This is a genomic window from Xylanibacter ruminicola (assembly GCF_900142525.1).
Classification (GTDB): domain Bacteria; phylum Bacteroidota; class Bacteroidia; order Bacteroidales; family Bacteroidaceae; genus Prevotella; species Prevotella ruminicola_A.
In genome coordinates, this window is record NZ_FRBD01000026.1 from 1 (window position 1) to 14,436 (window position 14,436).

Here is a 14,436-nt window from a genome sequence, read left to right on the forward strand (position 1 = left end):
TTTTTCCTTTATGTTTGGCGATATAAAGTTACGAAAAATTTGTCAAATATCCTAATATTTTTGCAACGTATATTATTGATTGTCAGTTAATTATATATAAATAAAACCATTCGCAAATCTTGCCAAACTAGATAGAATAAATCGCGATTGATATAGCCGATAAACTATCGTTCTTTTCAACTAAATTGCAGAAGAACCATTTTGGTTGACAGTTTATTGCTTTTTTCCTGATATAGTTGACAGCCGCTTTACTGAATAAGTTGACTCTTTACTGGAATCGTTGACACCTTTACTGAAAAGGTTAATCTGAAAGCGCTCGATGCTGCATATAGCGAGGCATTTCCACATAGTACACCAATAAACGTTAATAAGAAAAAAAGAAAGAAATAATGTTTAAAAACTTGCCTGCAAAGTAAAAAAGTACTATCTTTGCAGGCAGTTTTTACGTTATTTAGAAGATAATTATGGCTAAAGGAAAATGGATAGGTGGGTTTATAGGATGGATGGCTGGAGGTCCGCTAGGGGCGCTGGCTGGCTATCTGCTAGGCTCGGTATTTGATAGCATGCTAGATGGTGTGAATAATCCTGACAATAGCGGTACATGGCAGCATGCGTCGTACGAGGATTACAACAATGCTTACCAGCAGGCGTATCGCCAGCGACAGCAGCAGGGAGATAGAAACAGCTTTCTGTTTGCGCTGCTTGTGCTGTCGAGCTATATCATCAAAGCCGACGGAAAGGCGATGCACAGCGAGATGGAGCTGGTGAGGCAGATGCTGCGACAGAACTTTGGTGCCACAGCCGTGCAGCAGGGTAACGAGATACTGAACCGACTGTTTGAGGAACAGAAGCGCGAAGGATGGCAGCAGTTTAAACAGACGGTGAGAGACTGCTGTAGTCAAATAAACCGACAAATGGACTACAGTCAGCGCCTGCAGCTGCTGAACTTCCTGGTGATGGTGGCCAAGGCCGACGGTAGCGTGCCCCAGAGCGAGATAACGGCGCTGAAGGAGGCTGCACAGTGGATGGGGCTGAACACCAGCGAGGTGGACCAGATGCTACACCTGGGCAGCGGCACACTGGAGGATGCCTATAAGGTGCTGGGCGTGAGCCCCGATGCGAGCGACGATGAGCTGAAGAGGGCTTACCGCAAGCTGGCGCTAGAGCATCACCCCGACAAGGTGGCGGCGCTGGGCGACGACGTGCGCAAGGCTGCAGAGAAGAAATTTCAGGAGATAAATGCCGCCAAAGAGCGCATCTGGAAGGCTAGAGGACTGTGATTTTGCACTTTTTCAAGAAAAAGTTTGGTGGTTTAAAGTATTTTATCTAACTTTGCCACTGATTAATGATTAGGAACTATGAAGCTTAGATTGTACTATATACTGCTGCTGATAACGTTTGCCACTGCGGTGAATGCTGACAATCTGGGCTACACGCAAGAAAAACCATTGCTACTGGGCATAGACCAGGACTATCCACCGCTGGAGTATGTGGACAATAACGGCGTGCCCAGCGGCGTAGACGTGGAGTTTGCCAAGCTGCTGATGAATCGCATGGCCATACCGATGACGTTTAAGCCTAACAAGTGGGCTGCCATCGCTGGCGACGTGATTCAGGGAAAGGTAGATCTGGCCATGATGGTGTATTCGCCATACCGCAAGGACACCATCAACTACTCGAGAGCGGTGCTCAGACTCTATTATCAGATAGTGACACGTAAGGGCGAGCGCAAGAACTACGGGCTGCGCGACGTGAAGAAGCTGGAGATAGCGCTGATGCAGAGCCGCCCTGTGGTAGACACGCTGAAGAAGAGCGGAGCCAAGATAGTAGTGGTGTACGACCTGACAAAGGCGATGACCGACCTGGCTGCAGGCGAGTATGATGCCGTGATCTGCTATCGCTATCAGGCCAAATATCTGATGGCTAAACACCATCTTGACAACCTGGTGGCCGAAGATCTGACGCTGACACCACGCGAATACTGCTATGTGAGTCGCAACAAGAAGCTGATAGACGCCATTAACGTTGAACTGGACAAAATGGAGGCCGAGGGTGTGATGGAAGAGGTGTACGGCAACGTGGCATCGCACTTTGACGGGCTGATCATTCCGCGCTGGGTGTGGTACGCGCTGACAGCATTTGTATTTGCTGTGATGGTGGGTATCATCATAACGCAGAACAGGAACAAGCAGCAGCTGAAGAAGGCGCTGGAGTTGGCCCGAGACAACGAGGAGAAAGCCAAGGCCAGCGAAGAAGCTGCCAAGGCTAGCGAGGAAGCTGCCCGCAAGAGCGAGGAGATAGCGCGCGCTAACGAAGAGAAGGCCAAGCAGAGCGAAGAGCTGGCTCGACAGAGCGAGGAAGCGGCCAGAAAGAGTGCCGAGATAGCCCGCCAGAACGAGCAGAAAGCCAACGAGGCTGCCGAGGCTGCCCGTCAGAGCGAACAGAAAGCGAACGAAGCTGCCGATGCCGCCCGCAAGAGTGAGGAGCTGAAGGATATATTCATGGGCAACATGAGTCACTCGCTGCGCACACCGCTGAACGCTATCATCGGATTTAGCGACCTGCTGATGACGATGGACGACAATGCGCTGCCCCGAGAGGAGCGCGACAACCTGCTGCAGCTGATTAACAAGAACGGACTCGACCTGCTGCACATGATTAACGAGCTGCTGTCGCTGAGCGATATAGAAGGAAAGAGTCAGCTGTTCCAGCGCGAGGTGACAGATGTGGACTACGAGATGGGGCAGTATGTGGCAGAGATACGTCCACAGCTGCACGAAGGCGTGGTGCTGGAGGTGGAAGAACCTATAGACGGAATGCGCGCGCTGGTAGACAAGAAACTGCTGAAGGTGGTTACCATGCATCTGCTTGACAATGCTGTGCAGCATACCAAGGAGGGCAGAATAAAACTGACGTACTACGTGAAAGAAGGAGGTATGTACGTAGAAGTAAAGGATACTGGCGACGGACTGCCTGAGAAACTGAAAGCAAACTTATTCGGCCTGCTGAGCGACCGCAATACATACACACACGATGAGAGTCAGGAGAACCCAGGACTGGGACTGAGCGTATGTAAGGCCATCATAGACCGTTGTAATGGTAAAATAGGTGCACGCGACAATGCAGAAGACGGCAGAGGTACGATATTCTGGTATTGGACGCCTACTGAGATTTTAAACTAGGGAGAGGATAAATAGAAAATGACACTGATTATTGTAATACTACTGCTGTTAGGATACGTTGTGATTGCTACTGGGCACACCACTGGGGTGAACAAGAGCGCTATCGCTATCTTTATCGGTACAGTGGGGTGGGTGGTATATATCTGCTATGGCACTGACTTCGTGATGCAGCGACATGCTGAGGACTACTGGCTGTATCTGAACGGTGACCTGCCATCGAGCGAGGCGGTGAAGTATTATATATATAATAATGTATTCTTATATTATGTAGGGCGTGCTGCCAGCATCGTGATGTTTCTGCTGGCCACGATGAGTATCGTAGAGATTCTGCATAACAACGGATGCTTTGACTTTGTGACCAAATGGATCAAGACACGCAACTCGAAGCGACTGTTATGGACCATCACACTGGCCACTTTTATACTCTCGGCCAATCTTGACAACCTGACTACAGCCACGATGATGCTGGTGATTATGCACTCAATCGTGCAGAACCGCCGACAGCGCATGCTGATAGGTGCAGCCATCGTGATAGCTGCCAACTGCGGCGGATGCCTCACGGTTATTGGCGACCCAACCACGCTAGTGCTCTGGGGCGACGGAGCCATCACGGCATCGAGATATACCGCCTATATGGCGCTGCCCGTGCTGCTGGCATGGATTGTGCCTACGATACTGATAAATCGCGAACTGCCCGACAGACTGGACACACAGTGGGCACCCATGCCATTCCGTGGCGACGATACCAACCTGCTGCCTTGGCAGCGCGTGGTGATGCTGTTTGTGGGCATAGGCGGACTGTGGTTTATACCTACCTTCCACAATATTACTAAGCTGTCGCCATTCCTGGGCGCACTGTGCGTGCTGAGCGTGCTGTGGGTGGTAAACGAGGTGATGAACCGCAAGCTGATGAGCGCTGACCAGATGCTGCAACGACTGACACCAAGATCAGTGCAATATGGCACACTGCAGCAGATACTGTTTGTGATGGGTATCATGCTGGCTATGGGTGTGGTAACAGAGACGGGCGTGTTTGCCGATGTGGCACAATGGATAGACAATACCACAGGCAACGTATGGGTGCTGGGTGTGGTATCAGGACTGCTGAGTGGCGTGGTCGACTCGTTTACGATAGCCATGAGCGACATCTCGCTCTACCCGATAAAAGACGCTGCGATGGTGGGCTCGTATGCCGAGAACTTCGTGACTAACGGTGCCTACTGGAAGATTATAGCCTACTGTACCGCTGTGGGCGGTTGCCTGCTGAGCGTGGGCTCGGTGAGCGGACTGGCGCTGATGAAGATGGAGCACATCAAGCTGGGCTGGTATGTAAAGAACCTGACGCTGAAGGTACTGGCTGGCTCGCTGATAGGACTGCTGGTGCTGTGGCTGGAAGTGAATTTTATATAACTAACAACAATAGAAAGGAAATAGTAATATGGGAAAGATTAAGACGATTGGTATTCTGACGTCGGGAGGCGATGCACCAGGAATGAATGCTGCCATACGTGCTGTGACACGTGCCGGTATCTATAATGGTTTTAATATCAAAGGAATATATCGTGGTTATGAGGGATTGATTAACGACGAAGTTCAGACTTTTTCTACTGAAAATGTTAGTGGTATCGTGACTCGTGGAGGTACTATCCTGAAAACTGCGCGCTCAAAGGAGTTTATGACACCCGAGGGAATGCAGAAGGCCTACGAGACCATTGTAAAGGAAGAAATTGATGCACTGGTGGTTATCGGTGGTAACGGATCGCTCACAGGAGCCTGGAAGTTCGGAGTAGAGTACGATATGCCCGTTATCGGCCTGCCTGGAACTATCGACAACGACCTCTATGGTACAGATAATACCATTGGCTACGACACCACCATGAACACTATTATGGAGTGTGTAGACCGTATTCGAGATACTGCCAACTCTCACGAGCGCATTTTCTTTGTTGAGGTGATGGGCCGTGATGCTGGTTTCTTGGCACAGAACTGCGCTATTGCCTGTGGAGCAGAGGCTGCCATCGTGCCCGAGGAGGCTACAGATGTTGACCAGCTGGCACAGTTTATGAGTCGAGGTATTCGTAAGTCGAAGAAATCATGTATCGTGATTGTGTCAGAGAGTCCAAAGTGTGGCGCTCTGTACTATGCCGACCGTGTTAAAAAGGAGTTCCCAGAGTTTGATGTACGTGTATCTATTCTTGGGCACCTGCAGCGTGGCGGTACACCATCAGCTCGCGACCGCATTCTGGCTTCGATTACTGGTGTTGGTGCTATCGAGGCCATTAAGCAGGGACAGCGTAACTGTATGATTGGCGTGAGAAACAACGAGGTGGTTTACGTGCCATTCAGCGAGTGTATACGTACGGACAAACGCTTCGACAAGCGACTCATCAAAGTTCTTGATGAACTTTCAATTTAATTGAACATTGATGCCTGATATAAAGAAGATAGTATTGACAGGAGGGCCTTGTGCTGGTAAGACTACAGCGCTGGTGAAGATAACTGAGTACTTCTCGGGATTCGGCTACAAGGTGTTTAACGTGCCCGAGGTGCCTACCATCTACAGCACCGCAGGATGGAACTATCTGACGCCTAACCGCGACCTGTACTACCAGGGCGAACGAGCTATACTTGAGACTCAGCTGGCGCTGGAGAACCAATTTATGAAGTTGGCAGAAGTGTGCGAGAAACCTGTACTCATCGTATGCGATCGTGGCGCTATGGACATATCGGCCTATATCAAGCCCGAAGAGTGGGACGAGATAACACGTATGGCCGGTACCAACAGTAATGAGCTGCGCGAGAGCTACGATGCCGTACTGCACCTGGTGAGCGCGGCCGACGGTGCTGAACAGTTCTATACTACAGCCACCAACGCCACGCGCTATGAACAGGCCAACGAAGAGGGACTGCGCATAGCCCGCGAGCTGGATAAGAAGGTAATCAAGGCCTGGACCGGTCATCCACATCTGCGTGTCATCAACAACCACGACGATTTTGAGAACAAGCTGAACCGCGTGCTATCTGAGATATCGAAAGTGGTAGGATTGCCCCAGCAGGCCCAGCAGGAACGTATATTCCGCGTGGAGCTGACAGGCGAGATACCCGAGTGCTCGGTAAGCATGATTACCCAGACCTATCTGGTAACAGAGCCAGGCAACGAGGTAAGATTGCGCCGCCGTGAGTGGAGTGGAGGAAAGGTGGTGAACGTGCACCGCTCGAAGAAACGCATCAACGACAACGAGGTGATTGAGACAGAGCGCCAGGTGGACAACAACCTGTACGAGCAGATGCTGTCGCAGGCCGACCCCTATCGCTGCACCATCCGCAAGAAGCGCCAGAGCTTTATCTGGAAGGGGCAGTTCTTCGAGGTTGACACCTTTATGGAGCCCGTGAACAATCTGGTGATGATGGAGACCAAGGGCGTAACTGAGCAGGAAACCGTGAACTTCCCGCCATTTGTGAAGGTGCTGGAGGATGTGACGGGCAACTCGAAGTATCTGAACTATAACATCGCACTGAGAAGATAGAATAAATAGAACAATAGAATCATAATAACTTAAAAATTAACAGCGTATGTCACAAATTACTGGACACATTTCGCAGATTATCGGCCCGGTTATCGACGTTTACTTCGATACCGAAGGCCAGGATGCCGAAAAGGTGTTGCCAAAGATTTACGATGCTCTGAAGATTGATCGTGGCGACGGGCGCGACCTGATTGTCGAGGTGCAGCAGCACATCGGCGAGGATACGGTGCGCTGTGTGGCTATGGACAATACCGACGGACTGCATCGCGGACTGGAAGCGATCCCTCTGGGTTCACCTATCGTGATGCCTGCAGGCGATCAGATTAAAGGTAGAATGCTGAACGTTATCGGACAGCCTATCGACGGTATGAAACAGCTCGACATGGAGGGTGCTTACCCCATCCATCGCGAGGCACCAACATTCGAGGAACTGTCGACCAAGAAGGAGATTCTGGCCACAGGTATCAAGGTGATCGACCTGCTGGAGCCCTACATGAAGGGTGGTAAGATCGGACTCTTCGGAGGTGCTGGTGTAGGTAAGACGGTGCTCATTATGGAGCTGATTAACAACATTGCTAAGGGACACAACGGATTCTCAGTATTCGCTGGAGTGGGAGAGCGCACCCGTGAGGGTAACGACCTGATCCGCGAGATGATTGAGAGTGGCGTTATCCGCTATGGCGAGAAGTTCCGCGAGGCTATGGATCAGGGTAAGTGGGATTTGAGTCTCGTTGACCCTGAGGAGCTGAAGAAGAGCCAGGCCACACTGGTTTACGGACAGATGAACGAGCCACCAGGCGCACGTGCATCAGTAGCCCTTTCAGGACTGACCGTAGCTGAGGGATTCCGCGATGGTGGCGGTAAGGACGGCGGTGCTGCCGATATCCTGTTCTTCATCGACAACATCTTCCGTTTCACTCAGGCAGGTTCTGAGGTATCGGCCCTGCTGGGACGTATGCCATCAGCCGTAGGTTATCAGCCCACACTGGCATCAGAGATGGGTTCGATGCAGGAGCGTATCACATCTACCAAGACGGGTTCTATCACATCAGTACAGGCTGTATACGTGCCTGCCGACGACTTGACCGACCCTGCTCCAGCTACCACCTTTACCCACCTTGATGCTACCACCGTACTGGATCGTAAGATTGCTGAGCTGGGTATCTATCCAGCTGTTGACCCACTGGGTTCTACATCGCGTATCCTCGATCCGCTGATTGTGGGTAAGGCTCACTACGATTGTGCACAGCGTGTGAAGGAGATTCTGCAGCGCTACAAGGAGTTGCAGGACATCATCGCTATTCTGGGTATGGACGAGCTCTCAGACGAAGACAAACTCACCGTGAACCGTGCACGTCGTGTACAGCGTTTCTTGAGTCAGCCATTCTCTGTAGCATCTCAGTTCACTGGTCTGCCAGGTGTGATGGTGCCTATCGAAGAGACTATCAAGGGCTTCAACGCTATTCTCGATGGCGAGGTAGACGATCTGCCAGAGCAGGCATTCCTGAACGTAGGTACTATCGAGGATGCCAAGGAGAAAGCGAAGAAACTGCTCGAAGCTGCAAAAGCTTAATGGTCAATGTTCAATGTTCAATGTTCAATGACTTATGTTGCAGCTTAAGATTGTTTCTCCGGAAAAGATTGAGTTCGACGGCGCTGTAGAGAGCGTTCTCGTTCCAGGCACAATGGGCCAGTTCGAGATACTCACCGATCACGCCCCCATCATCTCTACCCTGCAGGGCGGCGAGGTGGTTTATACCACAGCCGAAGGCAAGCAGCAACTGGAGATACAAGGCGGATTCGTGGCAGTGCAGAAGAATGAGGTTAGTCTTTGCGTGGAACTGAAAGCAAACAAGGAGTAATAATAATGACAAATAATATCAAGAAGTTGAGTATAGCATATATGCGTTACGGCCTGATGACGACAGTAGCCTTGGCACTTGTAGGCCTAATGGTGATGCAGATATGGTTTCTCGACTTGCTGACGCCCATCATCGTGAGTGTGGTGTTCTCGCTGGTGACATGCGTAGCCATCTCACAGATATGGAAACGTATAGCCCAGAGCTCGCCCGACAGTCTGCCCACGTTCTTTACGGCGGTGTCAGGCTTTCGTCTGCTGTTGGCTCTGGCAGTGATGTTTGTCTATTATCTGGTTGATAATCAGGATTCTATGCTACAGTTCTTCCTGGTGTTTATAGCGTTCTATTTTGCAATGCTGATTCACCACTCTATCTTCTTCGCCAGAATTAATAATAGATAAGTAAGTAATGAAAAGATTAAAAACGATAATCCTCCTGATGATGGTAGCGCTGCTGCCTACAGCAGCCTTGGCCAGCGAGAGTGCCGAAGGTGAGGAGCTCGACATCCCCGAGATTGTACTTGAGCACCTTGCCGACTCATACGAGTGGCATATCGCCAGCTACCAGGGCCACCATATCAGCATTCCGCTGCCCATCATCCTTCGTAGTGCGAGTGATAATCCAGGACAGAAGTGGTACTTCTGCACCGCTCACAGCCTGCCCAGTCAGTTCTTCTTCAGCGAAGAGCATCATGGCAAGATATACGAGCGTGTAGGTGGTGAGGAGGTTCGCCCACTGGATCTGAGCATCACCAAAAGTGTGCTTCAGATATGGATTGTGGTGGCTGTACTCATCGTGGTATTCCTGAGCTGTGCCCGCTGGTATAAGACGCACGACGCTAAGAGTGAGGCTCCTAAGGGATTTGTGGGGGCTATGGAGATGATCGTGATGACGATACATGATGACCTCATCAAGTCGTCGATAGGTGAGAAGCACTACCGTCCGTATGCTCCTTATCTGCTCACGGTGTTCTTCTTCATCCTCACCTGTAATCTCATCGGACTGATTCCTGTATTCCCAGGCGGTGCCAACGTTACTGGTAACATCAATATCACATTCTTCCTGGCTGTGTGCACGATGCTTGCCATCAACCTTTTTGCCAACAAGGAGTACTGGAAGGAGATTTTCTGGCCCGAGGTTCCTCTGTTCCTCAAGGCCTATCCAGCTCCGGTCATGCCTCTTATCGAGCTTTTCGGAGTGTTTACTAAGCCGTTTGCTCTGATGATCCGTCTCTTTGCCAACATGATGGCTGGTCACGCTGTGATACTTTCGTTCACCTGCGTTATCTTCCTCGGTTGGTCAATGGGGGTAGGATTCGGTATGGGGTTGAACATCTTCAGCATCATCATGCTTCTGTTTATGAATGCACTCGAGTTGCTGGTAGCCTTTGTTCAGGCTTATGTGTTCACTATGTTGAGTGCCGTGTTTATCGGCCTGGCTCATAAAGAGCATCATGCGGAGTAAAATGGGAGTTAACTCCTTCGACGAAGTCGATAAACTCCTTAAAATAGAAAAATTTATCATTAATAACAACTTAAAAAAATTAAAAAATTATGATTTCAGCATTATTTTTAGCCGAGGGTCTGGCTCAGCTGGGCTGCGGTATCGGAGCAGGTATTGCAACAATTGGTGCAGGTTTGGGTATTGGTAAGATTGGTGGTAGCGCTATGGACGCTATTGCTCGTCAGCCAGAGGCTACTAGCAAGATTCAGACAAACATGATTCTTACCTCTGCATTCGTTGAGGGTTGTGCCCTTTTCGCTATTGCTGCTTGTGCATTCTTGATCAAGTAAATAAGAGAGTTAGAAGAATTCAAAAAATTGAATTTATATGGATTTCAGTAAACTGCCAGCAATCCTCACCCCCGATCTGGGACTTCTGTTCTGGATGCTTCTGGCGTTTGCCGTAGTCTTCTTCGTGCTTGCCAAGTACGGTTTCCCTGCCATCGTAGGTATGGTAGAAGAACGAAACCGATACATTGAGGACAGTCTCAAGAAGGCCCATGAGGCCCAGGAGCGTTTAGCTAACATCGAGAAGGAGGGAGAATCCATCTTGCAGGAGGCTCGCGCCAAGCAGGCTCAGATTCTGAAAGAGGCTGCCGAGACTCGCGACGCTATTGTGGAGCAGGCTCAGGAGAAGGCGAGGGCAGAAGGCGCCCGACTCTTGGAAGATGCCCGTGTGGCTATCGAACAGGAGAAGAAGGCCGCTATCGCCGACATCCGTCAGCAGGTTGCCGCACTTAGTGTGGGCATCGCTGAGAAGGTTCTACGACAGAACCTGAAGGACGATAAGTCGCAGATGGATTTGATCGACCGTATGCTGGATGATGTTTCTACTGATAAATAAGTAATGTACGTATGGATATAGGAGTCATATCGGTAAGATACGCACGAGCACTTTTGCATAGTGCTACCGACGCCAAGATAGAGCAGCAGGTTTATGCCGAGATGCAGCAGATAGCCAAGAGCTACATCGAGGTGCCTCAGTTGCGCTCTACGATTGACAACCCCATGCTCTCGAAGGATAAGAAGGAGGCTTTGCTGCAAACAGCAGCAGGCAAGACGCCTTCTGATCTTACTAAAGCCTTTATCAGCCTGGTGCTGAAGGAGGATCGCGAGAGTGTGATGCAGTTCATCGCCAATTCGTACGTCACGCTTTACCGCCAGCAGAAGAATATCATTCGCGGACGTCTCATCACCGCAGCAGCCGTATCTCCCGAAACGGAGCAGAAAATGCGCTGCATGGTGGAGAGTAAAACTAATGGAACAGTGGAGTTTGAGTCGCAGGTAAACCCCGATATCATCGGCGGCTTCATCCTGGAGTACGACACCTACCGCATGGACGCCAGTGTCAAGACCAAACTCAACTCAATACTCACTAAGTTAAGTAAGTAATTATTGAACATTGAACATTGAAGATTGAACATTATATGCGAGCAGACAATCAGATATTGTTAATCTCTAAATCCTTCGCCCTTCGGATAATCAAGCTTTACACTTATTTGAAGGAGGATAAGAAGGAGTATGTAATGTCAACTCAATTGTTGAGAAGTGGAACAAGTATTGGTGCAAATGTACGTGAAAGCGTTAATGCTCAGAGCAAAGCTGATTTTATCAACAAGATGAATATTGCTTTGAAGGAGGCTGATGAGAGCCAGTATTGGCTTGAACTATTGCACGAGTCATCGTTTTCAAATCTTCAAAGTCAAGTGGCTTTTAATGTTCAATGTTCAATCATCAATGTTCAATAAATATATTAAAAAATGTCAGATAAGATTAAACCAAGCGAAGTTTCGCAGGTACTGCTCGACCAGTTGAAAGGTATATCGGATGCTGAGAAGTTCGACGAGGTGGGAACCGTGCTCACAGTGAGCGATGGTGTAGCCCGCATCTATGGACTGCGCAACGCCGAGGCCAACGAGCTGCTGGAGTTTGAAAACGGCACTATGGCTATCGTTATGAACCTCGAGGAGGACAACGTGGGCTGTGTGCTGCTGGGCACTACCTCGGGCATCAAAGAGGGCATGGTAGTTAAGCGTACCAAGCGTATCGCCTCTATCCGTGTCAACGATAACATGCTGGGACGCGTTATCAATCCGCTGGGACAAGCTATCGACGGTAAGGGTGATATCGACCTGAGCGACGCTTTCGAGATGCCGCTTGATCGTAAGGCCCCTGGTGTTATCTACCGCCAGCCCGTTAAGGAGCCTCTGCAGACAGGATTGAAGGCTATTGACTCGATGATCCCCATCGGTCGCGGTCAGCGCGAGTTGATCATCGGCGACCGCCAGACGGGTAAGACCGCTATCGCCGTTGATACCATCATCAATCAGAAGAGTTTCTACGAGGCAGGCAAGCCTGTCTATTGTATCTATGTAGCCATCGGCCAGAAGGCCAGTACCGTTGCTGCTCTGGTATCTACTCTGCAGGAGCACGGCGCTATGCCTTACACCATCGTGGTAGCCGCTACCGCAGCCGATCCTGCTGCTATGCAGTACTATGCACCATTTGCGGGAGCCGCTATCGGTGAGTACTTCCGCGATCGCGGTCTGCCAGCACTGGTTGTCTACGACGACCTTTCGAAGCAGGCTGTAGCCTATCGTGAGGTATCGTTGATTCTGCGCCGTCCTTCAGGACGTGAGGCTTATCCTGGTGATGTGTTCTATCTGCACTCACGCCTTTTGGAGCGTGCAGCTAAGATGAACGAGCAGCAGGAGGTGGCCGAGCAGATGAACGACCTGCCCGAGTGTATGAAGGGGCATGTTCGTGGTGGTGGCTCGCTTACCGCGCTGCCTATCATCGAGACTCAGGCTGGTGACGTATCGGCTTACATCCCAACCAACGTTATCTCTATTACCGATGGTCAGATATTCTTGGAGAGCGACCTCTTCAACCAGGGCTTCCGTCCTGCCATCAACGTAGGTATCTCGGTATCTCGTGTGGGTGGTTCGGCACAGATCAAGTCTATGAAGAAGGTGGCTGGTACGCTGAAGATCGACCAGGCACAGTATCGCGAGCTCGAGGCCTTCTCTAAGTTCTCAAGCGATATGGATGCCGTAACAGCGATGACTCTGGATCGTGGACGTAAGAACAACCAGCTGCTCATTCAGCCTCAGTACAGCCCAATGCCAGTAGGCGAGCAGATTGCCATACTGTATTGCGGTGTTCACGGACTGATGCGTGAGGTGCCCATCGCCAAGGTACGCGAGTGCCAGACATCGTTCCTCGACAAGCTGCGCTCAGCTCATCCCGAGGTTATCGAGACGCTGGCTAGCGGAAAGATCGACGATGCCACCACCGATACCATCGAGGCTGTAATGGCCGACATAGCTGGAACGTATAAAGCCTGATAGCCTATGCCTAGCCTGAAAGAAATTAAAGGCCGCATAGCCTCAGTCAATTCCACGCGAAAGATCACGTCGGCTATGAAGATGGTGGCTTCCAGCAAGCTGCACCACGCACAGGTAGCTATCCAGAATATGCTGCCTTACGAGGAGCTGTTGGAGCACATCCTCAAGTCGTTCCTTGCTGCCGAAGCCGAGGCTCAGACCGTCTATGATCAGGAGCGCCCTGTAAAGCGTGCTGCTCTGGTGGTGTTCTCTAGTAATTCGTCGCTGTGTGGCGGATTCAATGCCAACACCATCAAGCTTATGACGCATGTGGTTGATGAGTATAACGAAACCATCGGGCGCCAGAATGTGGAGATTTATCCCATAGGTCGCAAGGTGTTCGAGAAGGCTCGTAAGATGGGGCTCAACGTGCAGGGCGAGTTCTCGGCTCTGGCCGATCACCCCAACGTGCAGCAGTGCATCGAGATAGCGCAGGAGCTGGGACGTAAGTTTGCCGAGGGCCAGATAGATAAGGTAGAACTCATCTATCACCACTTTAAGAGCGCAGGCTCTCAGGTGCTCACTCGCAAGACGTTTCTGCCTATCGACATCGAGAGTGAATTGCAGGCCGACCACGAGCGCGATCTCACCAGCAACCTTGCTACCAAGCAGAGTCAGGACTACCTGAAGAAGCGTGGTGAGAAGGAGGCTAACCGCGAGCAGGAAGATGTGAAGCCGCTCAACGATAACTTCATCGTTGAGCCCGACATGAACACCGTTCTCTCGCAGCTCATGCCTAAGCTGGCTCATCTGTCGCTCTACACAGCCCTGCTGGATAGCAATGCCTCAGAGCATGCTGCCCGTATGGTGGCCATGCAGACCGCAACTGATAATGCCGACGAGTTGCTACGCGAGCTCAACTTGCAGTACAACAAGAGCCGTCAGCAAGCCATCACCTCCGAACTACTCGATATTGTAGGAGGTTCGGTGAACAACTGATTACAACAAATAATCCCTGCCAAACTTAAGGCAGGGATTAT

General features: G+C 50.6%; 15 protein-coding genes. All 15 read left to right on the forward strand.

Annotation, left to right across the window (positions count from 1 at the left end; translation table 11 throughout):
* Nucleotides 1-464 precede the first annotated feature (464 nt).
* The 15 genes from BUB86_RS18250 to BUB86_RS14945 all read left to right on the forward strand — a co-directional run bounded on the left by BUB86_RS18250 (nt 465) and on the right by BUB86_RS14945 (nt 14,395).
* Entirely contained in the window at nt 465-1,280 is an 816-nt protein-coding gene (locus tag BUB86_RS18250; protein WP_073210936.1) for a DnaJ domain-containing protein, read from the forward strand.
* A 78-nt stretch (nt 1,281-1,358) separates the two neighbouring features.
* Nucleotides 1,359-3,182, forward strand: a complete 1,824-nt coding sequence (locus BUB86_RS14880) for a transporter substrate-binding domain-containing protein (RefSeq protein ID WP_073210938.1) — start codon at nt 1,359-1,361, stop codon at nt 3,180-3,182.
* An 18-nt stretch (nt 3,183-3,200) separates the two neighbouring features.
* Entirely contained in the window at nt 3,201-4,592 is a 1,392-nt protein-coding gene (locus tag BUB86_RS14885; RefSeq protein ID WP_073210940.1) for an SLC13 family permease, read from the forward strand.
* 28 nt (nt 4,593-4,620) lie between these two features.
* A complete protein-coding gene (gene pfkA / locus BUB86_RS14890) occupies nt 4,621-5,598 on the forward strand; it encodes a 6-phosphofructokinase (protein WP_073210943.1) in 978 nt (325 codons plus the stop codon).
* Nucleotides 5,599-5,608: 10 nt separating this feature from the next.
* The gene (locus BUB86_RS14895) at nt 5,609-6,709 is read left to right on the forward strand and encodes an AAA family ATPase (protein WP_073210945.1); all 1,101 of its coding nucleotides are present in this window, start codon (nt 5,609-5,611) and stop codon (nt 6,707-6,709) included.
* Nucleotides 6,710-6,755: 46 nt separating this feature from the next.
* The gene (gene atpD, locus BUB86_RS14900) at nt 6,756-8,282 is read left to right on the forward strand and encodes a F0F1 ATP synthase subunit beta (protein ID WP_013063092.1); all 1,527 of its coding nucleotides are present in this window, start codon (nt 6,756-6,758) and stop codon (nt 8,280-8,282) included.
* A 34-nt stretch (nt 8,283-8,316) separates the two neighbouring features.
* Nucleotides 8,317-8,571, forward strand: a complete 255-nt coding sequence (locus tag BUB86_RS14905) for a F0F1 ATP synthase subunit epsilon (RefSeq protein ID WP_073210947.1) — start codon at nt 8,317-8,319, stop codon at nt 8,569-8,571.
* Between the two features lie 5 nt (nt 8,572-8,576).
* Nucleotides 8,577-8,969 carry a hypothetical protein gene (locus tag BUB86_RS14910; RefSeq protein ID WP_073210949.1) on the forward strand — a complete coding sequence of 131 codons (393 nt, stop codon included), beginning with the start codon at nt 8,577-8,579 and terminating at the stop codon, nt 8,967-8,969.
* A 7-nt stretch (nt 8,970-8,976) separates the two neighbouring features.
* On the forward strand, nt 8,977-10,032 hold the full coding sequence (atpB, locus tag BUB86_RS14915) for a F0F1 ATP synthase subunit A (protein ID WP_073210951.1): 1,056 nt from the start codon (nt 8,977-8,979) through the stop codon (nt 10,030-10,032).
* Between the two features lie 86 nt (nt 10,033-10,118).
* Nucleotides 10,119-10,361 (forward strand): ATP synthase F0 subunit C, encoded by a 243-nt coding sequence (gene atpE, locus BUB86_RS14920; protein ID WP_073210953.1) that lies wholly within the window; start codon nt 10,119-10,121, stop codon nt 10,359-10,361.
* A gap of 37 nt (nt 10,362-10,398) precedes the next feature.
* Nucleotides 10,399-10,914: a F0F1 ATP synthase subunit B gene (gene atpF, locus BUB86_RS14925; RefSeq protein ID WP_073210955.1), complete on the forward strand. Its 516-nt coding sequence runs from the start codon at nt 10,399-10,401 to the stop codon at nt 10,912-10,914.
* An 11-nt stretch (nt 10,915-10,925) separates the two neighbouring features.
* Nucleotides 10,926-11,462: a F0F1 ATP synthase subunit delta gene (locus BUB86_RS14930; RefSeq protein WP_073210957.1), complete on the forward strand. Its 537-nt coding sequence runs from the start codon at nt 10,926-10,928 to the stop codon at nt 11,460-11,462.
* 35 nt (nt 11,463-11,497) lie between these two features.
* Complete coding sequence (locus tag BUB86_RS14935) at nt 11,498-11,818, forward strand: four helix bundle protein (protein ID WP_073210959.1); 321 nt, start codon at nt 11,498-11,500, stop codon at nt 11,816-11,818.
* A gap of 12 nt (nt 11,819-11,830) precedes the next feature.
* Nucleotides 11,831-13,417 carry a F0F1 ATP synthase subunit alpha gene (gene atpA / locus BUB86_RS14940; protein ID WP_073210964.1) on the forward strand — a complete coding sequence of 529 codons (1,587 nt, stop codon included), beginning with the start codon at nt 11,831-11,833 and terminating at the stop codon, nt 13,415-13,417.
* A gap of 6 nt (nt 13,418-13,423) precedes the next feature.
* Nucleotides 13,424-14,395, forward strand: coding sequence for a F0F1 ATP synthase subunit gamma (locus tag BUB86_RS14945; RefSeq protein WP_073210965.1), 972 nt, complete (start codon nt 13,424-13,426; stop codon nt 14,393-14,395).
* The last annotated feature ends 41 nt before the right edge of the window (nt 14,396-14,436 follow it).

Coding starts and splice junctions, on each gene's coding strand:
- BUB86_RS14910 (WP_073210949.1), top strand. CDS start 8,577: ATGACAAATAATATCAAGAAGTTGAGTATAGCATATATGCGTTACGGC.
- BUB86_RS14880 (WP_073210938.1), top strand. CDS start 1,359: ATGAAGCTTAGATTGTACTATATACTGCTGCTGATAACGTTTGCCACT.
- BUB86_RS14905 (WP_073210947.1), top strand. CDS start 8,317: ATGTTGCAGCTTAAGATTGTTTCTCCGGAAAAGATTGAGTTCGACGGC.
- atpD (WP_013063092.1), top strand. CDS start 6,756: ATGTCACAAATTACTGGACACATTTCGCAGATTATCGGCCCGGTTATC.
- pfkA (WP_073210943.1), top strand. CDS start 4,621: ATGGGAAAGATTAAGACGATTGGTATTCTGACGTCGGGAGGCGATGCA.
- atpA (WP_073210964.1), top strand. CDS start 11,831: ATGTCAGATAAGATTAAACCAAGCGAAGTTTCGCAGGTACTGCTCGAC.
- BUB86_RS14935 (WP_073210959.1), top strand. CDS start 11,498: ATGCGAGCAGACAATCAGATATTGTTAATCTCTAAATCCTTCGCCCTT.
- atpB (WP_073210951.1), top strand. CDS start 8,977: ATGAAAAGATTAAAAACGATAATCCTCCTGATGATGGTAGCGCTGCTG.
- BUB86_RS14895 (WP_073210945.1), top strand. CDS start 5,609: ATGCCTGATATAAAGAAGATAGTATTGACAGGAGGGCCTTGTGCTGGT.
- BUB86_RS18250 (WP_073210936.1), top strand. CDS start 465: ATGGCTAAAGGAAAATGGATAGGTGGGTTTATAGGATGGATGGCTGGA.
- BUB86_RS14930 (WP_073210957.1), top strand. CDS start 10,926: ATGGATATAGGAGTCATATCGGTAAGATACGCACGAGCACTTTTGCAT.
- atpF (WP_073210955.1), top strand. CDS start 10,399: ATGGATTTCAGTAAACTGCCAGCAATCCTCACCCCCGATCTGGGACTT.
- BUB86_RS14885 (WP_073210940.1), top strand. CDS start 3,201: ATGACACTGATTATTGTAATACTACTGCTGTTAGGATACGTTGTGATT.
- BUB86_RS14945 (WP_073210965.1), top strand. CDS start 13,424: ATGCCTAGCCTGAAAGAAATTAAAGGCCGCATAGCCTCAGTCAATTCC.